The sequence below is a fragment of the Streptomyces sp. NPDC090442 genome (assembly GCF_044769405.1).
Taxonomy (GTDB): Bacteria; Actinomycetota; Actinomycetes; order Streptomycetales; family Streptomycetaceae; genus Streptomyces.
Genome location: NZ_JBIVXW010000017.1, coordinates 102,295 through 123,584, shown reverse-complemented (window position 1 = coordinate 123,584; position 21,290 = coordinate 102,295). Strand labels below are relative to the sequence as shown.

Annotated in this window: 21 protein-coding genes and 1 tRNA gene; 14 read left to right on the top strand and 8 right to left on the bottom strand. The window is 70.9% G+C overall.

Translation table 11 applies throughout. The features are described from left to right. Nucleotides 1-185 precede the first annotated feature (185 nt). On the top strand, nt 186-674 hold the full coding sequence (locus ACIQU6_RS14955; protein ID WP_403482024.1) for an AMP-binding protein: 489 nt from the start codon (nt 186-188) through the stop codon (nt 672-674). A gap of 666 nt (nt 675-1,340) precedes the next feature. Beyond that, nucleotides 1,341-1,730, top strand: coding sequence for a hypothetical protein (locus tag ACIQU6_RS14950; RefSeq protein ID WP_403482023.1), 390 nt, complete (start codon nt 1,341-1,343; stop codon nt 1,728-1,730). 39 nt (nt 1,731-1,769) lie between these two features. Here ACIQU6_RS14950 and mscL read toward each other — a convergent pair whose 3' ends face one another. The 5 genes from mscL to ACIQU6_RS14925 all read right to left on the bottom strand — a co-directional run bounded on the left by mscL (nt 1,770) and on the right by ACIQU6_RS14925 (nt 7,793). Continuing rightward, nucleotides 1,770-2,285, bottom strand: a complete 516-nt coding sequence (gene mscL, locus ACIQU6_RS14945; RefSeq protein ID WP_403482022.1) for a large conductance mechanosensitive channel protein MscL — start codon at nt 2,283-2,285, stop codon at nt 1,770-1,772. Nucleotides 2,286-3,134: 849 nt separating this feature from the next. After that, nucleotides 3,135-3,968 (bottom strand): S-methyl-5'-thioadenosine phosphorylase, encoded by an 834-nt coding sequence (locus ACIQU6_RS14940; RefSeq protein ID WP_403482021.1) that lies wholly within the window; start codon nt 3,966-3,968, stop codon nt 3,135-3,137. A gap of 137 nt (nt 3,969-4,105) precedes the next feature. Continuing rightward, nucleotides 4,106-4,450 carry an FmdB family zinc ribbon protein gene (locus tag ACIQU6_RS14935; RefSeq protein ID WP_403482020.1) on the bottom strand — a complete coding sequence of 115 codons (345 nt, stop codon included), beginning with the start codon at nt 4,448-4,450 and terminating at the stop codon, nt 4,106-4,108. 136 nt (nt 4,451-4,586) lie between these two features. Further along, a complete protein-coding gene (locus tag ACIQU6_RS14930; RefSeq protein WP_403482019.1) occupies nt 4,587-5,873 on the bottom strand; it encodes an MFS transporter in 1,287 nt (428 codons plus the stop codon). A gap of 375 nt (nt 5,874-6,248) precedes the next feature. Next, nucleotides 6,249-7,793 (bottom strand): potassium/proton antiporter, encoded by a 1,545-nt coding sequence (locus ACIQU6_RS14925; protein WP_403482046.1) that lies wholly within the window; start codon nt 7,791-7,793, stop codon nt 6,249-6,251. 187 nt (nt 7,794-7,980) lie between these two features. Between ACIQU6_RS14925 and ACIQU6_RS14920 the strand changes: the two genes are divergently transcribed. Continuing rightward, complete coding sequence (locus ACIQU6_RS14920; RefSeq protein ID WP_403482018.1) at nt 7,981-10,812, top strand: penicillin acylase family protein; 2,832 nt, start codon at nt 7,981-7,983, stop codon at nt 10,810-10,812. A 126-nt stretch (nt 10,813-10,938) separates the two neighbouring features. On the opposite strand, the gene ACIQU6_RS14915 is transcribed toward ACIQU6_RS14920, so the two are convergent. Beyond that, nucleotides 10,939-11,547 carry a 5-formyltetrahydrofolate cyclo-ligase gene (locus ACIQU6_RS14915; RefSeq protein ID WP_403482017.1) on the bottom strand — a complete coding sequence of 203 codons (609 nt, stop codon included), beginning with the start codon at nt 11,545-11,547 and terminating at the stop codon, nt 10,939-10,941. Between the two features lie 80 nt (nt 11,548-11,627). Between ACIQU6_RS14915 and galU the strand changes: the two genes are divergently transcribed. The 7 genes from galU to ACIQU6_RS14880 all read left to right on the top strand — a co-directional run bounded on the left by galU (nt 11,628) and on the right by ACIQU6_RS14880 (nt 16,914). After that, the gene (gene galU / locus ACIQU6_RS14910; protein WP_403482016.1) at nt 11,628-12,530 is read left to right on the top strand and encodes a UTP--glucose-1-phosphate uridylyltransferase GalU; all 903 of its coding nucleotides are present in this window, start codon (nt 11,628-11,630) and stop codon (nt 12,528-12,530) included. A 4-nt stretch (nt 12,531-12,534) separates the two neighbouring features. After that, nucleotides 12,535-13,857, top strand: coding sequence for a gephyrin-like molybdotransferase Glp (glp, locus tag ACIQU6_RS14905; RefSeq protein ID WP_403482015.1), 1,323 nt, complete (start codon nt 12,535-12,537; stop codon nt 13,855-13,857). Between the two features lie 104 nt (nt 13,858-13,961). Then, a complete protein-coding gene (gene moaC / locus ACIQU6_RS14900; protein WP_403482014.1) occupies nt 13,962-14,444 on the top strand; it encodes a cyclic pyranopterin monophosphate synthase MoaC in 483 nt (160 codons plus the stop codon). Beyond that, complete coding sequence (locus tag ACIQU6_RS14895) at nt 14,441-14,941, top strand: molybdenum cofactor biosynthesis protein B (protein ID WP_403482013.1); 501 nt, start codon at nt 14,441-14,443, stop codon at nt 14,939-14,941. Before moaC ends, ACIQU6_RS14895 begins: the two co-directional genes overlap by 4 nt. Before the next feature lie 14 nt (nt 14,942-14,955). Beyond that, nucleotides 14,956-15,579 (top strand): GNAT family N-acetyltransferase, encoded by a 624-nt coding sequence (locus tag ACIQU6_RS14890; protein ID WP_403482012.1) that lies wholly within the window; start codon nt 14,956-14,958, stop codon nt 15,577-15,579. 152 nt (nt 15,580-15,731) lie between these two features. Beyond that, entirely contained in the window at nt 15,732-16,766 is a 1,035-nt protein-coding gene (locus tag ACIQU6_RS14885; RefSeq protein ID WP_403482011.1) for a hypothetical protein, read from the top strand. A gap of 75 nt (nt 16,767-16,841) precedes the next feature. Further along, nucleotides 16,842-16,914, top strand: a tRNA-Ala gene (locus ACIQU6_RS14880). Nucleotides 16,915-16,986: 72 nt separating this feature from the next. Here the strand turns inward: ACIQU6_RS14880 and ACIQU6_RS14875 are convergent. After that, nucleotides 16,987-17,595, bottom strand: a complete 609-nt coding sequence (locus ACIQU6_RS14875; protein ID WP_403482010.1) for a site-specific integrase — start codon at nt 17,593-17,595, stop codon at nt 16,987-16,989. A gap of 14 nt (nt 17,596-17,609) precedes the next feature. Between ACIQU6_RS14875 and ACIQU6_RS14870 the strand changes: the two genes are divergently transcribed. From ACIQU6_RS14870 to ACIQU6_RS14860, 3 genes are read left to right on the top strand one after another with little or no spacing between them, the layout of a single operon-like run. Then, nucleotides 17,610-17,765, top strand: coding sequence for a putative quinol monooxygenase (locus ACIQU6_RS14870; RefSeq protein WP_403482009.1), 156 nt, complete (start codon nt 17,610-17,612; stop codon nt 17,763-17,765). Then, on the top strand, nt 17,762-18,214 hold the full coding sequence (locus ACIQU6_RS14865) for a helix-turn-helix domain-containing protein (RefSeq protein WP_403482008.1): 453 nt from the start codon (nt 17,762-17,764) through the stop codon (nt 18,212-18,214). The genes ACIQU6_RS14870 and ACIQU6_RS14865 overlap by 4 nt, the downstream gene beginning before the upstream one ends. After that, entirely contained in the window at nt 18,111-19,001 is an 891-nt protein-coding gene (locus tag ACIQU6_RS14860) for a transcriptional regulator (protein ID WP_403482007.1), read from the top strand. The genes ACIQU6_RS14865 and ACIQU6_RS14860 overlap by 104 nt, the downstream gene beginning before the upstream one ends. A 26-nt stretch (nt 19,002-19,027) precedes the next feature. Here the strand turns inward: ACIQU6_RS14860 and ACIQU6_RS14855 are convergent, their stop codons facing one another. Then, a complete protein-coding gene (locus tag ACIQU6_RS14855; RefSeq protein WP_403482006.1) occupies nt 19,028-19,939 on the bottom strand; it encodes a nuclease-related domain-containing protein in 912 nt (303 codons plus the stop codon). A 547-nt stretch (nt 19,940-20,486) separates the two neighbouring features. Here ACIQU6_RS14855 and ACIQU6_RS14850 point away from each other — a divergent pair. After that, nucleotides 20,487-20,708: a hypothetical protein gene (locus ACIQU6_RS14850; RefSeq protein WP_403482005.1), complete on the top strand. Its 222-nt coding sequence runs from the start codon at nt 20,487-20,489 to the stop codon at nt 20,706-20,708. Nucleotides 20,709-21,290: the final 582 nt, after the last annotated feature.

Genomic DNA, 21,290 nt, shown 5'->3' with positions numbered 1-21,290 from the left:
AACCCGCCGCGCTGGCCGTCGCGGGGTGCGAGGAAGGGGCCGGCGCCGGCCCCGTAGAACCGCCGTACGATCACGGCCACCGCGGGCCCGTACAGCGGTCGTTCAGCATTCGTTGATCGCTGAACCCCATGCTGATGCGCATGTTGCGCCGTGTGATCTCAGAGCATGCAGAAGACGCCCGAGAAGTGCAAGAGCCGGATGCGTCGCAGGTCGCCCTCACCTGGAGCGGGGAGCCGGGCCGTCTGGAGGAGCTGACGCACGGCATGCTCCTGGAACAGGCCGAACGGGCGGCCGCCGCGCTCACCCGCTGCGGGGTACGGGCCGGCGACCGCGTCGCGGTCCACCTGCCCCTGGTACCGGAGTCGGTGATCGCCACCCTGGCCTGCGGCCGGCTGGACGCGATACGCACCACGCTCCCGGTCTCGCTGACCGTCCCCGAACTCGCCGCGCGCCTGCGGGAGTCGGAGATCCGGGTGCTGATCACGGCGGACGCGGCGTTCTGGGACGGCTCCGTACGCCCGGTGAAGCCGGTACTGGACCACGCGCTGGCACGGGGCGCCGCCGCCGGCGGCAAACTGCCGCACACCGTCCTGGTGGTCAACCGCTGCTCCCGCCCGATCTCCTGGAAGCCCGGCCGCGACAAGTGGTGGCACGAGGCCCTCGCCACCGACTGACCCACCCGACCACGCTCGGGCGCGACACCACTGGACCCGACGCCCCTGGACGCGTCTCCCCAGACGGGACGACGACCAGCACTGGACGGCGACGGCGACCACCACGTGACGGCGACGGCGACAGACATCGGACGACGATCACGATCACACCGCGACTCACCCCAGCCCACCTCGTCCCACCCCGCCCCCTCCCGGCGCGCACCGCCACCGCGCGGAGAGGAAGAGGACCGCCGTAACCCGGGGAACAGGGTCACCGCACTCCGGTACGGCACCACCACCCCTTCGGGAACAAGGGCCATCGCACCCCTCGGGACAGCACCACCGGACCACCCCGCGCCCGCACACCCCGATGCCCCGCACAACGGGCTCGTGACCCCGGGCGCTCCTAGCGTGGGCCTTCCCGACCCCGTACGGAGGCCAGGTCGCCATGCCGAAGCGCAGAGCCCGCGATCACCACCCCCACCCCCGCCCCCTCCCCGGTTCCGATCGTGGGTGGCCGCTCGGGCAGGGGCGTGCCGAGCACGGACCGCCCACGCGACCGCAGGACGCCCAACGCCCGCACCCGATACCCACCCACGAGAACGGGAGCTGGAGCAGCTAGCGCGCCGGGCGGCCGCCGAACCCGCCCGTACCCTGAAGAGCCGAACCCGCCCGTACCCTGAAGAGGTGAGCACCAAGCCCGAGCCCCCGTCCGAGCCCGGTCCCGAGACCGACTCGACCGCCGGGGCCACCCGAGAACCCCGAGACGCATCCGCGGCGCCCCAGCCCCACACCCCGGCGCCCGCCGAGCCCTCGACCCCCGCCTCTCCCGCGCCGAACGCCACGGCAGCGGCGACGGAGGCAACCCCGGAGGCCACCTCCGAGCCCGCCCCTGAGCCCACCGCCGCCCGTCGCCGTCCCGACCCCCGCAGCGCCGCCGCGCTGATCTTCGACGACCCGTTGAGCCAGCGGCCCTCGGACGACACGGACCGCGGCTGGGGCGAGCGCCCCACCGCCACGGGCGGCGCCGCGGATCTCGCCCGCTTCCTCGACGAAAAGCCGCCCCACCACCTCTGAGCGAGGCGATGGGGCGGCGTGAGCCGGCCGGCGCGCCCGCTACTGCGGGGACTTCTGCGTGATGATGGCCGCTGCGGCCGCGGAGGCCGCAGCCGGGTCGGCGGAGCCGCCGTTGCGCTGGGCGATCAGCGCGTCGCGGATCTCGGTGAGCAGTTCGATCTCGGTCGGGGCCGCCGACTTCTCCTCGGTCGCCTTCTTGGCGTCCTGGCGGGCCTTCCACTTGTTCATCGGCAGGATCATGAGGAAGTAGACGACCGCTGCGGTGATCAGGAACGTCAGTGCCGCGCTGAGCACCGAACCCCACAGGACGTAGATGCCGTCCGCGTAGTGGCCGGTCTTCTTGTCCACCGTGCACGCGGCGCTGATGCAGGTCTGGTAGTTGTCGAGGTTCTGCGAGCCGAAGGCACCGACGATCGGGTTGATGACGCCCTTGACCACCGCGTTGACGATGTTGGTGAACGCCGCACCGACGACGACCGCCACCGCCAGTTCGATGACGTTGCCGCGCATCAGGAATTCCTTGAATCCCTGGAGGACGCTCTTCTTCTCGCTCACCTAACAGCCTCTTTCCACGCTCGCTCTGGACGGTGCACCGACAATCAGCACCGCAACTTACGACAGGGCGGGGCGGAGCTGTCCAATCACCCAACCCGAACCGGCGATCGACCAGCGCACCAGTGCGGATAACCGCCCGGGCAGGGCGGATCCGGCGGACCGGGTCGAATCGGGGGTGGTTCGTATGGGGCGAAGAGGCGGCCGTGCGGGGTCCGGTGCCCGCCGGGGAGCGGCGGTTCCGGCCGCTCGGCAGGGCCCTCGCGGCGGTGATTGGTGCGGCGGTGCCGATAGCGGCATCGGTATCGGTGGTGCGGGCGCGCCCTCCGGGGCGCGCGGCAGGTGCCCCGCCACTCGCAGAAGTCTCGCGTGCCCGGGCGGCGGACGCCACTCGATCTTGTCGTGGGCGCGCCATGGTCACCGCCCCCCGTCGGTCGCCGCCGAGGGGCAGGCGGCGGGTGCGGGCGAGGAGTCCTGGGGGCCGTGCGACAGGCCGGTTGCCAGCGCTGCGGCGGCCGTTGCGAGGCCGGCGGCGAGTAACCGGCGGCGGGCGGGCCCGCGCCATCGGGAGCGGAGGCCGCCCGCGAGAACGGGGGCAAAGTGGGGCACTTCACACCGCGGGGGCGCGGGCAGGGCCGGGGACGGGGTGGGCATGGTGATCACCGCCTGGGGTGCGGGTGTGCAACGGACACGGTCGGAGGCGGGCCCCGCGTTCGGGCCCGCGATCACCACCGTGCCGTACTTCGCCCACGCCCGCGGCGGCCTGTGGACGGCCCCGGCCTCACCCCGAGCCTGTGGACAACTCCGTCACCCGACAGGGGAGTTGAGCTGGGGCGCGCCCCGGCCGCCCCGTTACGGCAGCTCGATCCCCAGATCCCAGCCTTGGTGCGCGTCCGTGCACAGGCAGTTGCGGTCCGCGGTGGTGGGGAGCGCGGCGACGGTGTCGAAGAGGACCTCGCGGAGCCGGCCGATGTTCTCGCCGAAGACCCGGAGGACCTCCTCGTGGGAGACGCCGTCGCCGGTCTCGGCGCCCGCGTCCAGGTCGGTGACCAGGGTCAACGAGGTGTAGCACAGGCTCAGTTCGCGGGCCAGGACGGCCTCGGGGTGGCCGGTCATGCCCACCACCGACCAGCCCTGGGCGGCGTGCCAGTGCGACTCTGCGCGGGTGGAGAAGCGCGGCCCCTCGATCACCACGAGGGTGCCGCCGTCGACCGGCTCCCAGTCGCGGCCGCGCGCGGCGTCGAGGGACGCCTGCCGGCCGGTGGGGCAGTACGGGTCGGCGAAGGTGAGGTGGACGACGTTGGGGACGCTGCCGTCGGGGAGCGGTTCGCCGTCGAAGTAGCTCTGGGTGCGGGACTTGGTGCGGTCCACGAGCTGGTCGGGGACGAGCAGCGTGCCGGGCCCGTATGCGGGGCGCAGTCCGCCGACCGCGCACGGGCCGAGGACCTGCCGCACGCCGAGGGAGCGCAACGCCCAGAGGTTGGCGCGGTAGTTGATGCGGTGCGGCGGGAGGTGGTGGCCGCGGCCGTGCCGGGGCAGGAAGGCGACCGAGCGCCCGGCGATCTCGCCGAGGAACAAGGAGTCGCTGGGCCGCCCGTAGGGGGTGTCCACCGTGATCTCGGTCACGTCATCCAGGAAGGAGTAGAACCCCGACCCGCCGATAACGCCAATCTCCGCATCAGCCATGCGGTCACACTATCGGGCGCCCGCGTCGGCTCGCGGGCGGTTCGGACCGTCCGGCTCCCGGGAATGCGACGGGCCCCGCCGCTCCTGGTGGGGAGCGGCGGGGCCCGGAAGTCCGCTCGCGGGCGTCGGCGCCTTGGTCAGGCGGCCGAGCCGGTGCTGGCCTTGGTCGTCGACTTGCTGTCGGAGGACGACGAGGTGGAGCCGGACGAAGAGGACGACGACGAGGACGCATCGGACGACGAGGAGCCGTTCGACGATGTGCCGCTCGACGAGGAGCTGCTGGCCGGGCTGCTGCTGGACGACGAGCCGCGGCTGTCGTTGCGGTAGAAGCCGGAGCCCTTGAAGACGATGCCGACCGCCGAGAACACCTTCTTGAGGCGTCCGTTGCAGCTTGGGCACTCGGTGAGCGCGTCGTCGGTGAACTTCTGCACGGCCTCAAGGCCCTCGCCGCACGCGGTGCACTGGTACTGGTAGGTCGGCACTTGACTTCCTCCTGGCACTCTCACTCATTGAGTGCTAACGACGCTCCATCTTGCAGTATTCCGGCGCCCCAGTCCACCGCGAACGGCGCACGGTGACCGACTCCACGCCCGCCCGTGCCCCTGGGTTCGGGCCCGTTCAGGCGCGGCTCAGCTCCCGTTCCGGTTCGCCGGCGGCGTCCCCGGCGGCGCCCGCCGACCCGGTGACGACCGTCGAGGAGCGGGGCACCAGGTGGGCGCGCAGGCTCAGCAGCACCACCAGGGCCAGCGCTGTGCCGACCAGCGGCACCAGGAAGCCGGAGCTGGGGCCGAAGCGGTCCGCCAACTGGCCGGCGGAGGTGGCCGCGGCCGCCTGGCCCAGCGCCACCGCGCCGGTCAGCCAGGTGAACGCCTCGGTCCGGGCGGAGGCCGGGACCAGGGACTCGACCAGGGTGTAGCCGGTGATCAGCGCGGGGGCGATGCACAGGCCGACGACCAGGCCGACGGCGCCCAGCAGCGGCACCGCGGTCACCGCCCACAGCGGGGTGGTGGCCAGCGCCAGCAGCCCGTAGGCGACCAGCAGGCGGCGGCGCGGGCCGACCTTCCAGGCGACCGTGCCGCAGGCGATGCCGGCGAGCATGTTGCCGCCGGCGAAGATCCCGTAGAGGACGCCGTTGATGCCGGGCTGCCCGATGTGCTCGGTGAGCGCGGTCAGCGAGACCTGCATCCCGCCGAAGACCGAGCCGATGCCCAGGAACGCCACGATCAGGACGCGCACACCAGGGATGGACAGCGCCGAGACCCGGGCCTGGTCCGAGGCGCCCTCCCGGTGGACCGGGGGCTGGGTGCGCCGCTGCGAGGCGAACAGCAGGCCGCCGGCGAGCGTCAGCGCGGCCTCGGCGACCAGGCCGGCGGCCGGGTGGACGCCGGTGCACAGCGCGGTCGCCAGCACCGGGCCGACGACGAAGGTGAACTCGTCGGTCACCGACTCGAAGGCGGCGGCCGTCGGCATCAGCGGGGTGCCGCCCAGCTTCGCCGCCCAACGGGCCCGCACCATCGGGCCGACCTGCGGCGTCGAGGCGCCCGTGGGGACGGCGACGGCCAGCAGCGCCCACAGGGGGGCGTGTGCCAGGGCGAGCGCGATCAGCGCCGAGACGCCCGCGACGTGCACCAGGACGCCGGGGACGAGCACCGCCCGCTGGCCGAACCGGTCGGCCAACTTGCCGCCCTGCGGGGCGAACAGGGCCATCGAGACGCCGGTGGCGGCGGAGACCGCGCCGGCGGTGCCGTAGGAGCCGGTGGTGGACTGGACGAGCAGGACGATGCCGATGGTCAGCATCGCGAACGGCTGCCGGGCCAGGAAGCCGGGCACCAGGAAGGTCCACGCTCCGGGCGTGCGCAACAGTTGTCCGTAACCGGGACGGGAATCCTTGACCGCGGATGCCACGGCCGGGCCTTTCTGCCGCCTGGTAGCGCCGCCCCGCGAGGTCGTCACGGGTGCGCGCCGAGAGCTGTCCTCTCGCGCAGGACCGAGTGATACCGCGTGGTCCGCACCGGAGAGGTGGCTGCGTGTGGCAGGGGACCGCGGCCGCCGAGCGGTCGCGCCAGCTCTGCGTCAGGCAGAGTTGGTTCGTGATCCGTACAAAATACCGTTTCGATAGTACAGGTCATATGGGGGAGAAGCCCTGGGATTGAGCAAGGCTTCCCGGGGATTTCCTTGGCATCCGTGGAGAGATAGCGCACATGCGGCGCCCGGCCGGACAAGCCGGGCGTCATGCCGTGCGGGGCCCGGCCACCCGGAGGGGCGGCCGGGCCCGTCGCCTCATCCGACCTCGCGCTTCCGGGTGCGGGCGGCCCCGTCCTCCTGGGGCTGACGCGCCGTGCCGGTGCCCAGCCAGCCGGCCAGCTTGCCGCCCTGCGACACCGCCTGGAGCCGGCGCTCGGCCGCGTCCCGCACCGGGTCGGTGGCGACCACCAGCAGCTCGTCACCGTGCCGCAGCACCGTCGTCGGGGAGGGCACGAAGCTGGCACCGTCCCGGACGACGAGGGTGACCGCGGCGCCCGCCGGCATCCGCAGCTCGCCGACCTCGACGCCGTGCATCCGTGACGTGGGCCCTATGCACGTGGACAGCAGATGGCCGCGCAACCGCTCCAACGGGGCCGACTCGATGCCCAGGTCGGCGGCCTCCTCGTCCTCGCCCAGCCGCAGCCGTCGGGCCAACCAGGGCAGCGTCGGGCCCTGGATGAGGGTGTAGACCACGACCAGCACGAAGACGATGTTGAAGACCGTCTCGCTGCCGGGGACGTCGCTCACCATCGGGATGGTGGCCAGCACGATGGGCACCGCGCCGCGCAGTCCCGCCCAGGACAGCAGGGTCTTCTCCTGCCACGGCACCCGGAAGGGCAACAGGGAGGCGAAGACGGACAGCGGGCGGGCGACGAGCGTGAGGATCATGCCGATGAGCAGTGCCGGCACGATGTCGTCGAGCAGGTTGTGCGGGGTGACCAGCAGGCCGAGCAGGACGAACATGCCGATCTGGCCTATCCAGCCGACGCCCTCGGCGAAGCCGCGGGTCGCCGGGGCGTGCGGCAGCTTGGCGTTGCCGAGGATGACCGCGGCCAGGTAGACGGCGAGGAAGCCGGAGCCGTGCGCCAGCGCGCCGGCCGCGTACGCGGAGACCGCGATGGCCATCACCGCGATCGGGTAGAGGCCGGAGGCCGGCAGCGCGACGTGCCGCATGCCGTACGCGCCGAGCCAGCCGATGGCCAGGCCGACGGCCGCACCGATCGCCAGCTCCAGCGCGATCTCGCCGAGCAGGACGTACCAGTGCTCGACCGGTCCGGCGGTGGAGAAGGCCACGACGAGGATGACCACCGGGGCGTCGTTGAAGCCGGACTCGGCCTCCAGGATGCCCGTCAGACGGGACGGCAGCGGGACGCTGCGCAGCACGGAGAAGACGGCCGCGGCGTCCGTGGACGACACCACCGCGCCGATCAGCAGCGCCTGCTTCCAGCCGAGCCCGGCGAGGTAGTGGGCGCCGGCCGCGGTGACCCCCACGCTCACCGCGACGCCGAACGTGGAGAGCACGGCCGCCCGCGGCAAGGCCGGTTTGATCTCCTTCCACTTGGTGCCCAGGCCGCCCTCGGCGAGGATCACCACCAGGGCGGCATAGCCGAGGAGTTGGGTCAGTTCGGCGTTGTCGAAGATGACGCCGCCGATGCCGTCCTGCCCTATCGCGATGCCTATCCCCAAGTAGATGAGCAGGCTGGGGAGCCCGCTGCGCGAGGAGAGTCGTACTGCGGCCACCGCAACGAGCAGTACGAGTGAGCTGATCAGCAGGAGTTCATTGAGGTGTTCGACAGTCAGGAGCTGATCCTTCCTCGCGCCGTGGCCGGGATGGGCCGCTTGTCGTTACCGTATCTAGTTACTGACTCTAACAATTTACCATTGCTTGAAAGTTTAATGTGCTCGGCGGTGACTCCGCGTAGGGGTCGGCAAACCGGTGCGCCTATGGTTGCTCCAGCACTCCCACCCTGCCCCTCGAAGGACAGAGATGCCCGCCAACAAGTCCGGACCAGCCCCCAAAAAGAAGAAGGGGCGGCGCGGCCGCCTCGTCGCGCTCACGGTCGTGCTGCTGCTCGTGGCGGGCATCGGCTTCGGCGCGTACTGGGGTGTGAGCACGGTCCGCGCCTCGTTCCCGGAGACCACCGGATCGCTCAAACTCCCGGGCCTGACCGACCCGGTGGACGTCGTCCGTGACGCCAACGGCATCCCGCAGATCTACGCCGACACCGACGAGGACCTCTTCCGCGCCCAGGGCTACGTCCAAGCCCAGGACCGCTTCTGGGAGATGGACGTCCGCCGCCACATGACGGCCGGCCGGCTCTCGGAGATGTTCGGCAAGAGCCAGGTGAAGACCGACGCGTTCCTGCGCACCCTCGGGTGGCACGAGGTGGCGCAGAAGGAGTACGACACCCAGCTCTCGGCCAGCACCAAGAAGTACCTCCAGGCGTACTCCGCCGGTGTCAACGCCTACCTCAAGGACCATCAGGGCTCGGCGCTCTCCCTGGAGTACGCCGCCCTCGGTTTCACCAACGACTACAAGCCCGAGGCCTGGACCCCGGTCGACTCGGTCGCCTGGCTCAAGGCGATGGCCTGGGACCTGCGCGGCAACATGCAGGACGAGATCGACCGGGCCCTGATGACCAGCCGCTTCACCCAGAAGCAGATCGACGAGCTCTACCCGGGCTACCCGTACCAGCGGAACCGGCCGATCGTCGACGGCGGCAGCGTCGACCCGGCCACCAAGGAGTTCGACCCCAAGGGCCCCCCCAGCGGCGGTACGGCCGCCGGCACCGGCACCGGCACCGGCACCGGCACGGGCACGGGCAACGGGACGGGCACCGGGACCGGGACCGGCACGGGCACCGGCCCGTCCACCGGGAGCGGCACCGGCGCCCCCCGCGGCACGGTGCGCGGCGCCACCGCCGGCGTCCAGGCGCAGCTCTCCTCGCTGTCCAGCACCCTGGAGCAGGTCCCGGCGCTGCTCGGCCCCAACGGCAACGGCATCGGCTCCAACTCCTGGGTCGTCTCCGGTGAGCACACCACCACCGGCAAGCCGCTGCTCGCCAACGACCCGCACCTGGCCCCGCAGATGCCCTCGCTCTGGTACCAGATGGGCCTGCACTGCCGCACCACCGGCCCCAAGTGCAACTACGACGTCGCCGGCTTCACCTTCTCCGGGATGCCCGGCGTCGTCATCGGCCACAACCAGGACATCTCCTGGGGCATGACCAACCTGGGCGCCGACGTCACCGACCTGTACCTGGAGAAGATCAACGCCGACGGCTACCTCTACGACGGCAAGCAGCAGCCCTTCATCACCCGCCAGGAGACCATCAAGGTCGCCGGCGGCGACAGCCAGAAGATCACCGTCCGGTCCACCAGGAACGGCCCGATCGTCTCCGACCGCGACGACGAGCTGACCAACGTCGGCAAGGACGCCCCGGTGGCCGACGGCGCCCCCGACCGCGGCGACGGCTACGCCGTCTCGCTCCGCTGGACCGCGCTGAACCCCGGCAAGTCCATGGACGCCGTCTTCGAGCTCAACCGCGCCAAGGACTGGGCCGGCTTCCGCAAGGCCGCCGCCGACTTCGAGGTCCCCTCGCAGAACCTCATCTACGCCGACACCAAGGGCAACATCGGCTACCAGGCCCCCGGCCAGATCCCGATCCGCGGCAAGGGCGACGGCTCCTACCCGTCGCCCGGCTGGGACCCCGCCTACCAGTGGAAGGGCTACATCCCGCAGAGCGCGCTGCCGTACGAGTACAACCCCAAGCGCGGCTTCATCGTGACCGCCAACCAGGCCGTCGCGAACGAGAAGTACCCGTACCTGATCACCAAGGACTGGGGCTACGGCGCCCGTAGCCAGCGGATCAACGACCTGATCGAGTCCAAGATCAAGGACGGCGGCAAGGTCTCCACCGACGACATGCAGACCTTCCAGAAGGACAACAGCAGCGAGATCGCCCGGCTGTTGACGCCCTATCTGACGAAGATCGACATCAAGGACAAGTACGTCCGCGACGCCCAGCAGCTCCTCAACGGCTGGGACTTCACCCAGGAGCCCGACTCCGCCGCGGCGGCCTACTTCAACGCCGTCTGGCGCAACACCCTCAAGCTGGCCTTCGGCAACAAGATGCCCAAGGAACTGCGCGTCCAGGGCCAGTGCCTCTACGTCCGCCCGGCCAGCGACACCGGCCCGGCCGACGACCAGAACAAGCTGGTCCGCGAGTGCGGCGAGCGGGCCGGCGACACCGCCCAGCCCGACGGCGGCGACCGCTGGTACGAGGTCGTCCGGAAGATCCTCGACGACCCCAACAACGCCTGGTGGAAGACCGAGGACCGGCCCGGCCACCCCGGCCTGAAGAACCGCGACCAGCTCCTGGCCCAGGCCATGAAGGACGCCCGCTACGAGCTGACCTCCAAGCTGGGCAAGAACATCGACCACTGGACCTGGGGCCGCCTGCACCAGATGGACCTCACCAACCAGACCCTCGGCAAGGACGGGCCGGGCTTCCTCAAGGACCTGCTCAACCGCGGGCCCTGGAACCTCGGCGGCGGTGAGGCCGCGGTCGACGCCACCGGCTGGAACGCCTCCGGCGGCTACAAGGTCACCTGGGTCCCGTCCATGCGGATGGTGGTCAACCTCGCCGACCTCGACAAGTCCCGCTGGATAAACCTCACCGGCGCCTCCGGGCACGCCTACCACGCCCATTACTACGACCAGACCGACAAGTGGGCCAAGGGCGAACTGCTGCCCTGGGCGTTCAGCGAGGACGCCGTGAAGAAGGCCGGCAAGGACACCCTGACCCTGTCGCCGTAGGGGCGGCGAAAACGCCAGAAGCGCCAACGCCGTCGGGCGGACCGGAGCAACTCCGGTCCGCCCGACGGCGTTTCACGTGAAACCACTGAAGGCGCCGGCGCCGCGGCCGCCGCGCCGTGCCGCCGGTCAGTGGCGGAAGCGGTGCACCCCCGACGGCGTCACCGCGGCGTGCACCCGCCGGTCGTGGCGCTCGGCCGGGACGTGCTCCACCACCTCGTCGTCGTAGAGCAGCACCACCAGCGACGCCCGCCTGCCCGACCGTTCCAGGCGGGCCAGCACCCGGTCGTAGGAGCCGCCGCCGCGGCCCAGCCGCAGCCCGGTCCGGTCCACCGCCAGCCCCGGCAGCAGCACCACGTCCGCCTCCGTGACGGCCTGCGGGGTCAACCGCGGTCCGGCCGGCTCCCGCAACCCCCAGCCCGCCGGCACCAGATGCTCGGCGCCCTCGTATACGGCCCAGTCCAGATCGTTGTCGGGCAGCAGCACCGGCAGCAGTACCCGCACCCCCGCCGCCCGCAGCGCGTCCAACAGGGCCAGGGTGTCCGGTTCGCCACCGATCGACACATACGCCGCGACGGTCGGCGGGGCGTCGGCGGGGGCCGCCCGCAGCTCGTCCAACTCCCGCACCCGCGTCGCCAACGCAACTCCCCGGGCCGCCACGACATCGGCCGGCAACGCCCTCCTCACCTCCAGGAGATCCCGCCGCAACCTGCGCTTTTCCTCGTGCTCAACGCTCATCGTGGGCCTCGCTTGGGCTCTCATGATCTCTTAACCGGTCCCTCATCATGGGGCCGGCCATGGCGGTTAGGGTGTCGCGCATGACCCCATCGCATGCACGGATCAGCAAGGCTGTCATCCCCGCAGCAGGGCTCGGCACCCGGTTCCTGCCGGCGACCAAGGCCACCCCCAAGGAGATGCTGCCGGTCGTCGACAAGCCGGCCATCCAGTACGTGGTGGAGGAGGCGTCCGCGGCCGGACTGACCGACGTCCTGATGGTCACCGGTCGCAACAAGCGTCCCCTGGAAGACCACTTCGACCGCAATTACGAACTCGAAGAGGCCCTGCGTCGCAAGGGCGACGGCTCCCGGCTCGCCAAGGTCCAGGAATCCAGCGACCTCGCGACCATCCACTACGTCCGCCAGGGCGACCCCAAGGGCCTGGGGCACGCCGTGCTGTGCGCCGCGCCCCACGTGGGCGACGAGCCCTTCGCCGTCCTCCTGGGCGACGACCTCATCGACCCCCGCGACCCCCTGCTGCGCCGGATGATAGAGGTCCGCGAGGAGCACGGCGGTTCGGTCATCGGCCTCATGGAGGTCGACCCGGGCAGCATCCACCTCTACGGCTGCGCGGCCGCGACCCCCACCGCCGACGACGACGTGGTCGCCGTCTCCGACCTCGTCGAGAAGCCCGAGCCGGCCGAGGCGCCCAGCAACCTCGCCATCATCGGCCGCTACCTCCTCGACCCGGCCGTCTTCGAGGTGCTGCGCAAGACCACCCCCGGCCGCGGCGGCGAGATCCAGCTCACCGACGCCCTCCAGGAGTTGGCCGCCCACCCCGAACTCGGCGGCCCCGTGCACGGCGTGGTCTTCAAGGGCCGCCGCTATGACACCGGTGACCGCGGTGACTATCTGCGTGCCATTGTCAGACTGGCATGCGAACGTGAGGACCTGGGCCCCGACTTCCGGGCCTGGCTGCGCAGTTACGTCACCGAGGAGATGTAGGACGTTGAACGGCACCACCGACCAGACCCACCAACCGGACCGCGTCTGGTCGGTGGCCGCCCACCTCGACGACATCCTCGCGCGGATCCAGCCGCCGGCCCCGGTCAGGCGGCAACTCCTCGACGCCCAGGGCTGCGTGCTCGCCGAGGACCTCACCGTCCCGCTGCCGCTGCCGCCGTTCGACAACAGCTCCATGGACGGCTACGCGGTCCGCGCCGCCGACGTCGCGGCCGCCACCGAGGGGGCCCCGACCGCCCTCACCGTCCTCGGCGACGTCGCCGCCGGCAGCGACGCGCTCCCCACCGTCGGCCCCGGACAGGCCGCCCGCATCATGACCGGCGCCCCGGTGCCGCCCGGCGCCGACGCGGTGGTCCCCGTCGAGTGGACCGACGGCGGCAGCGGCCGTGGACCGGCCGCCACCATGCGCGCCCACAGCGCCGCCCCGCAGGACGCCGCCGGCGAGGTGCGGGTACACCGCCCGGCCACCGCCGGCGCCCACATCCGCCGGGCCGGCAGCGACGCCCGCGCCGGCGAACCGGCCCTGCCCGCCGGCACCGTCCTCGGCCCTACCCAGCTCGGCCTGCTCGCCGCCCTCGGCCTGGACACCGTCACCGTCCACCGCCGCCCCCGGGTCGTGGTGCTCTCCACCGGCAGCGAACTGGTCCCGCCCGGCGAGCCGTTGGGCCCCGGTCAGATCCACGACTCCAACAGCTTCCAGCTCACCGCCGCCGCCCGCGCCGCCGGCGCGCTCACCTACCGCGTCGGTGCCGTCGCGGACGACGCCGAGGCCCTGCGCGCCGCCCTGGAGGACCAGTACGACCGCGCCGACGTCCTGGTCACCAGCGGCGGCGTCAGCGTCGGCGCCTACGACGTCGTCAAGGAGACCCTGACCGACCTCGCCGCGGAGCACGGCCGGGTGGAGTTCCGCAGGCTGGCCATGCAGCCCGGCAAGCCCCAGGGCTTCGGCCTGATCGGCCCCGACCGCATCCCGCTGCTCGCCCTCCCCGGCAACCCCGTCAGCTCCTACGTCTCCTTCGAACTGTTCGTCCGCCCCGTGATCCGGACGCTGATGGGCCACCCCGAGGTGCACCGCCGCACCGTCCGGGCCCGCGTCACCGCGCCGCTGGGCTCCTCGCCGGCCGGCAAGCGGCAGTTCCTCCGCGGCTCCTACGACCCGGTGGCCGGCACGGTCGCCCCCGTCGGTGGCAGCGGCTCCCACCTCATCCGGGCCATGGCCCAAGCCGACGCCCTGATCGTCGTCCCCGAGGACGTCACCGAGGTCCCCGCCGACGCCACCGTCGACGTCATCCCGCTCGCCCCCTGCTGACGCCCGCCCGGAAGCACGCGTTCCGGGCAGCCCGTGGCGCTTCCCGTACCAGGCCCGGGGGTACGGTGTCGTCCCACAAGGCGGCAGTATGGACCGGGAGAACGATGAGCAGCGGTCAGCAACACCTCACCCACCTCGACGCGGCCGGTGCGGCCCGCATGGTCGACGTCTCCGACAAGGACGTCACCGCCCGGACCGCCCGCGCTCGCGGCCGCGTCCTGGTGGCGCCGAGCGTCGTTGAGCTGCTGCGTGGCGAGGGCGTCCCCAAGGGCGACGCGCTGGCCACCGCCCGCATCGCCGGCATCCTGGGCGCCAAGCGCACCCCCGACCTCATCCCGCTGTGCCACCCGCTGGCCGTCTCCGGGGTGACGGTGGACCTCTCGGTGACCGACGAGGCCGTCGAGATCACCGCCACCGTCAAGACCACCGACCGCACCGGTGTGGAGATGGAGGCCCTGACCGCGGTCTCGGTCGCCGCGCTCACCGTCGTCGACATGGTCAAGGCGGTCGACAAGGCCGCGGTGATCTCCGACATCCGCGTCGAGGAGAAGACCGGCGGCAAGTCCGGTGACTGGAGCCGGTCGTGACCTCCGCCCGCGCCCTGGTCGTCACCGCCTCCAACCGCGCCGCCGCCGGCGTCTACGAGGACAAGGGCGGCCCGCTGCTCGTCGAGGGGCTGGCCGCGCTGGGCTTCGCGGTTGACGGCCCCCGGGTCGTCCCCGACGGCGACCCCGTCGAGGCCGCCCTGCGCGACGCCGTCGCCGCCGGCTACGACGTCGTCCTGACCACCGGCGGCACCGGCATCTCGCCCACCGACCGCACCCCCGAGGCCACCCGCCGCGTCCTGGACCACGAGGTCCCCGGCATCCCCGAGGCGATCCGCGCCGCTGGCCGGGCCAAGGTGCCCACCGCCGCGCTCTCCCGCGGCCTGGCCGGCGTCGCCGGCCGCACCCTGATCGTCAACCTCCCCGGCTCGACCGGCGGGGTCCGCGACGGCCTGGCCGTCCTCGCCGACCTGCTGCCGCACGCGGTCGACCAGATCCGCGGCGGCGACCACCCCAGACCTTCCGGGAGCCCGAGCTGAACACGCCCTGGCCGGTGGTCCTGACGGACGGAGAGGTCTCCCTCCGCCCGATAAAGCTGCGCGACCAACGCCCCTGGCGCGAGGTCAACCGCCGCAACCGCGACTGGCTGCGCCCCTGGGAGGCGACGGTCCCGCCCGCCCCGCCCGGCATCCCCGTGCCGCACCGCCCCACCTTCCGGCAGATGGTCCGTCATCTGCGGGCCGAGGCGCACGCCGGCCGGATGCTGCCGTTCGTCATCGAATACCGCGGCCGACTCGTCGGTCAGCTCACCGTCGCCGGCATCACGTGGGGCTCGATGTGCTCGGGCCATATCGGTTACTGGGTCGACCGGGAAGTCGCCGGCCGTGGCGTGATGCCGACCGCCGTGGCGCTCGCCGTCGACCACTGTTTCGGCACCGTCGGACTGCACCGCATCGAGGTCTGCATTCGGCCGGAAAACGCCCCCAGCCTTCGCGTCGTGGAGAAACTCGGCTTCCGCGCCGAAGGCATCCGCCCGCGCTACCTCCACATCGACGGCGCCTGGCGCGACCACGCGGTTTTCGCGCTCACCGCCGACGAAGCGCCCGAAGGGCTCCTCAACCGCTGGCACAGTCGGAAACCCGGCGCGCCCGACCGCTCCGACACATCCCACAAATGAAAAGCCTGTTCGAATTGCGTCGTCGGGCTCACCGCATTCACCACAACTCCATCGCAACAATCACAAAAAAAGTTCGAGATATCAGCCAGATCGTGCGACACACCGGCTCAATTGGCGGATGGCCCCGTGCAAACCCCTCTACCGTGTGAGTTGTGAGAAGCAGCGGCCTCATCTACGCAGTCATCGTCGGGGCCTGGGCCGCCTATTTGGTGCCGATGTGGCTCCGTAGACAGGACGAGCTCAACGAGGCCCGTCCCACCGAGCGCTTCAGCACGGCCATCCGGCTCCTGTCCGGGCGCGCGGCCATGCAGCGCCGCTACGACAAGGAGCACGGGGCGTGCCCCGCCGACGATGCCGGCGACGAGCGGGACCCGGACGCCACGGACGAACCGGCCGGCGCCCGGTCCTTCGGCGACCCCGAACCGGCCCCGGCCCTCCCCGGCGACGCCCCCGCCCGCGCGCAGGCCGCCCCGCAGCGCCCCTCGCTCGCCGACCGCACCAAGCGCGCCAAGGTCCTGGCCCGTCGCCGACGCACCATCACCGTGCTGTTCTTCGCCTTCACCGGCGGCGCGATCGCCGCGGCCGTCGGCGGTCTGGCCTTCCTCTGGGCCCCCGCTCTGCCGGCCGTGCTCCTGACCGCGTACATCGTTCATCTGCGCGCCCAGGAGCGTCGTCGCTTCACCTTCACCATGGACCAGCGCAAGGCGGAGGCGGCAGCGCAGCGGCTGCGGGAGGGCCGGCCCCGCCCTCACCAGGCGGCCGACCAGCCGCCCGCCGCCGACCACCAGCCCGACGCCCACGCTGACGTCGAGCCCGCCCCGGAGTCGTCCCGCCCGGCGGTGCCCCCGCACGCCTCCGGCGCCCGCGCCCTCGTCGAGCAGACCGACCACGCCGAGTGGGTCGACCAGCAGCGCGAGCGCCCGCGCCCGGCCGCCGGTAGCTGGGAGCCCGTCCCGGTCCCGCTCCCCACCTACGTCACCGCCCCGGTCGCCCCGCGCGCCACCAGCCACGTCGACCTGGACGCCGACGACGCCTGGAGCTCCGCCCGCTCCAGCTCCGTCACCGAGCGCCCGCGCCCCAACGGTTCGCAGGACCGCCCCACCCACCCGGGCCGCCGCGCCCGCGGCCGCACCCCGCTCTTCGACCAGTACGAGGACGAGGACCGCCCGCGCGCGGCAAACGAGTGAGGCCCTCGCACTGACCAGCGGCGGAAGCGATTTCCGAGCACGGCGAGGAGGATGCTAGAGTTTCACTCGTCGCAAGGGCCTGTGGCGCAGCTGGTAGCGCACCTCGTTCGCAACGAGGGGGTCAGGGGTTCGAGTCCCCTCAGGTCCACCGACGTCAGAGCCCCTGCCGGAGAGATCCGGCAGGGGTTCTTTCTCGTCGTACAGCAGCGAAGTACAGCAACTACGTTGGCTCGCCCTGATTACTCAGGTGCTTGCCCAGCTTCCGCAGCGCCTTCCGCGTCGATTCTGACGGGACGTGCGTGTAGATCTCCATCGTCACCGCGATCTTGCTGTGCCGGAGGATCTGCCTCGCGATCCGGGGGTGCACGTCGAGGGCTGCGAGGAGCGAACTGCAGGTGTGGCGGGTGTCGTGCAGCCGGATTCGCCGGACGCCGGCCTTGTCCGCCCGGGCGACGAACTCCCGGTTGAAGTTCCGCGGTTCGATCGGCGTGCCGTAGCGCGTGGTGAACACGAAGCCGGAGTCCGTCCACAGTTCGCCGGCCGACTCCTGAGCCCTGCGCCGGAGTTGGAGCGCCGTCGCGCAGATCTCGGGGAGCGGCAGGACGGCCGTCGATGCTTCGGTCTTGGTCTCGTCGTGCACGAGGCGGCGGGCGATGCGCTGCAACTGCTGCTCCACAGTGACCTCCCCGGCGTCCAGGTTCACGCTGTTCCAGGTGAGGCCCAGCACCTCGCCCCTGCGGAAGCCCATCACCAGGACGAGCACGTAGGCCGGGTAGAGCGGACCAGCGGCCGAGCGTGCAGCTTCGAGGAAGGTACGCGCTTCTTCCACAGACCACGGTGCGGGTGTTCTACGAGCTGTACGCCGACCGCGCAGCGTTCGACGCGCACGAGGCCCAGCCCCACATGAAGAACTTCCTGGCCGAGCGTGACCAGTACCTTTCCGGTGTCGAGGTGTCTTTCCTCGACGTGAACGCGGGGAAGGTGGCAGACCGGCAGTGAGTTCCGAGGAGCAGCGCGTCTTTGGCGCGCGAGTGGCTGACCTGCGCGAGCAGCGCGGCTTGACCCAGAGTGAGCTGGCAGCGGCGATTGGACGGACCGCGAGCTGGCTCTCCCAGGTGGAGCGAGAGATTCAGCCGGTCAACCGTCTGGACGTGCTGCGCCTGCTCGCTGACGGATTGGGCGTACCGCTCCAAGTTCTTCAGCCAGACGCCCCGCCGGCCGCCGGGCCGGAGCCGGCCGCGGAAGCTGCGACGAACGACCTCGATCAAGCGCGCCTTGTTCTCTCCGGACATCCCGCGGTCGATGTTCTCCTCACGCCGCGCGGGGGACTTCAGGCCGAGCACCATGCAGGATCTGCGCGAAGCCGCCGACAAGATCTGGGACCTGACTCACACAGTCCGGTTCGCCGAACTCAGCGCTGCACTCGGACCGTTGGTGCCCAGGCTTGAACGAGCGACTCGGACAGCACCCGAGGAGTACCGGGCAGAGCTACATGGGCTGACCGCGCGCACCTACCAAGCGCTCGCAGCTGCCTTTGTCCGGCAGAACGAACCAGATGCAGCGTGGGTATCCGCAGACCGCGCCATCCGGGAAGCGGAACTGTCGGGCGATCCGTTGGGAGTCTTCGCCGGGATCTTTCGACTCGCTCACGCCTTCGTGCGGCTGAAGCACCTCGACCAGGCCGGGCACGCCACCACCGTGGCCGTGAATGCGTTGCAGCGCTACGTAGAAGATCACGACCCGACGCCCGCTCATCTGTCGGTCTTAGGCTCACTGCACCTAATGCTCGCCCTCGTTCATGCACGAGCCGGCGAACGCGGGGCCGCTCGGACCCAGATCGAGAAGGCCCGGGTCGTAGCGCGCCAACTAGGCGAAGATCGCAATGACTTCAACCTGGAGTTCGGCCCGACCAACGTAGAGATCCAAGCCGTATCAACGGCCGTAGATCTAGGCGACGCTGGTGAAGCCCTGGACATTGCCGAAGACCTCGACGCCAGTGAACTGTCCGTCGAGCGTCAAGCGAGGCTGTTGATGGACCTCGGGCGCGCCCACGCCCAGAGGAGGCATTTCGGTGATGCCCTGGATTGCCTGCTCAAGGCCGAAGAGCTGGCCCCCGAGATGATTGGTACGCACATCGCTGCGCGGGAGGTCATCAGAGAATTGATCCTCGTGGCCGGCCGCGCAGCGTCCGACGAGCTACGTGCCCTTGCCGAGCGGGCCGACGCTCTTGGGTAAACCCTGGGGCAGTAGCACGGGGGAGATCACCGCGTTCGTTTCTTCGAGCGCTTCGTCAGCCACACCTGCTTGTGCCGTGCAACCGCATAGATCGAAGCCACTTGGCTGGCGGACAACGCGTGAGGCCGAGCAGCCAGGGCCTGGTCAATGCTGTCAGCGTTGAGTACCAGCACCGTCGGGTCACGCCCCTCGATTTTGATCGACTGCGCGCCTACGACCCCGATCACTGGTTGGACGGGGATGTCCCGACCGCACCAGTGGCGAAGCAGTTTCGCGGTTCTCGCAGCTTCAAACTGGCTGTTCCGCAGGTAATCGGTACTACCGCCATTAACGCGCAGCATCACGTCACCAACCCACACGCTTGCGCCTGCATGGTGCTTGGCGTTGACGGTGAACACTCCGGGTGGACCGATCACCAGGTGGTCGATGTCGCTACCGCTCGGCCACTGGATCCCGTGAAGGACGTGCCAGCCGGCGGGAACCAACCGCTCAAGTGCAGATCCGACTGCTAACTCACCTGCTAGGCCGCTCCGGATGCTTTCGGGCACAAGCGTCCCCCGTGTCAGACGGGAAGCCAGACGGACGAGTCGACTGTGCTCCAACTCCTTAGCGCGTGCCATCTCCTGAAGCGCTGCGCCGGGGCGGTTAGAAGCGAGGTCATCGTCTGGAGTCAAGGTGGGAAGCGGCGGCACAGCCTTCGTCTGAAGGCTTGTTGGAGTGGTAGGCCGCTCGCTCTTGCTCGGTGCTGGGGAGTCGTTGATGCGGCGCCACTCTGCGATCTTCGCCGTGGCCGCGTCCCGTAGCTCTTCGACCACGACATGCATCTCGTCCGTGATGCGGTCGTACCAGGCGACAGCCTGCCCCCGCGCCCCGGCGCGATTCACGTAGAGCCGGTCCTTGCCGTTCTTCTGCCAACGCTTGACCACCAGTTCGTCCACGGCGCTCCCCCCGAAGCCGATCATCCGTAGTGAGGTCACCACGGAACGTAGAACCGCGCAAGAGGCCCAATTAGCCGTCCCGAGCGCCGGGAGGTCTGTTACAGGTTTCTCTACCTCATCAAGCCCCGGCTGCGCTCCGCTCCGCCGGGCGCGCTTCCGGCTCCGCTGCGGGCGCCGCTCCTGCCTCCGGCCCGCTCCGCCCGCGCTGCGCCGACGCGCGCCCACACGCGGATAGGTCAGCGGCTATGAGTCGATCACCGTACACACGGCCCCGGTCAGAACAGTGCCTCCGGCGGGGGACCGGCCGGCACCGGGGGCAGGGGGCGCCGCTCCCTGCTGCGGGTCCGTCGTGGCGTACGGGATGGAAGCGGGGGTGGGTGGTGGGTAAAAGATGGTGGTGAGGCGACGGCTGGACGCCTTGAAACGCGTGCCACATCCGTGCCAGATCCCAGGGGGAACAGCGGGGTGTTGACGTCCGGGTCGGCGCCGAGCATCGGCCACGCACGGCCGCAGTCAGCGGGATGCAGGTAGGCCCATACTGGGGGCAATGACAAAGCCCGATGCACCGAAGCGTCATTTGCCCACCAGCCCCTTCAAGGCCCCGGTCACGCTGGCGCCCAAGCACTTCGCCAAGGGCGACCAGGTCACACACGACATCTACGGCCTTGGTCGGGTAGTCGACATCGAGGATGGAGTCGCGGCGCTCGTGGACTTCGGCTCGGCGCAAATGCGGATCTTGAGCCCGTACGCCAAGATGACCAAGCTGTAGGACCGCTGTGCCCGGTCACGGCACGCCAGGCCCCTTCAGGGACCTGTAACGAAAGGGAGCTCTCTCATCGATGTGACGTCGCTGTTCTCCGCCCCGGAAGGGCAATCCCGCTGTTCCACTGCGGCATCGCCGGCTCCGACGACAAACCCCTTCCAGGCCCCGGACTTCGGGGATGACGAGACCTTCCTACCCGAGGAGGTAAAGGGGCCCGCTTCGTAACGCCCGGGGCAGCCCGGCTGCGCTGTACAGCAGCGAAGTACAGCAACCGTGACGACTTCCGGCGACTGTCGTTGCCTCTCACGAGCCGACTGATCAGGCGGGATGGCCCCAGCGACCTCACTGCACGTAGTTCGCAACGAGGGGGTCAGGGGTTCGAGTCCCCTCAGGTCCACTGCAACAGGAAAGCCCCCACCGGGAAACCGGTGGGGGCTTTTGCGTTGGTGGGGTGTTGAGGGGGTGTGAGGTCAGGGGGCTAGGTGGTGGGTGAGGGTGTGGAGCAACCGGGGTGGTGGCCTCGGTGAAGGTGGTGGCGAGGCGGGTGGCGGCGTCGTCGAGGGGGAGTTTCTCGGTGAGGGTGCGAAG

Excerpts from the sequence above, each read along its gene's own strand:
- ACIQU6_RS14940 (WP_403482021.1), bottom strand. The coding sequence starts at position 3,968 with ATGGCTGATGCGGAGATTGGCGTTATCGGCGGGTCGGGGTTCTACTCC.
- ACIQU6_RS14920 (WP_403482018.1), top strand. The coding sequence starts at position 7,981 with ATGCCCGCCAACAAGTCCGGACCAGCCCCCAAAAAGAAGAAGGGGCGG.
- ACIQU6_RS14915 (WP_403482017.1), bottom strand. The coding sequence starts at position 11,547 with ATGAGCGTTGAGCACGAGGAAAAGCGCAGGTTGCGGCGGGATCTCCTG.
- galU (WP_403482016.1), top strand. The coding sequence starts at position 11,628 with ATGACCCCATCGCATGCACGGATCAGCAAGGCTGTCATCCCCGCAGCA.
- moaC (WP_403482014.1), top strand. The coding sequence starts at position 13,962 with ATGAGCAGCGGTCAGCAACACCTCACCCACCTCGACGCGGCCGGTGCG.
- ACIQU6_RS14860 (WP_403482007.1), top strand. The coding sequence starts at position 18,111 with ATGCAGGATCTGCGCGAAGCCGCCGACAAGATCTGGGACCTGACTCAC.
- ACIQU6_RS14850 (WP_403482005.1), top strand. The coding sequence starts at position 20,487 with ATGACAAAGCCCGATGCACCGAAGCGTCATTTGCCCACCAGCCCCTTC.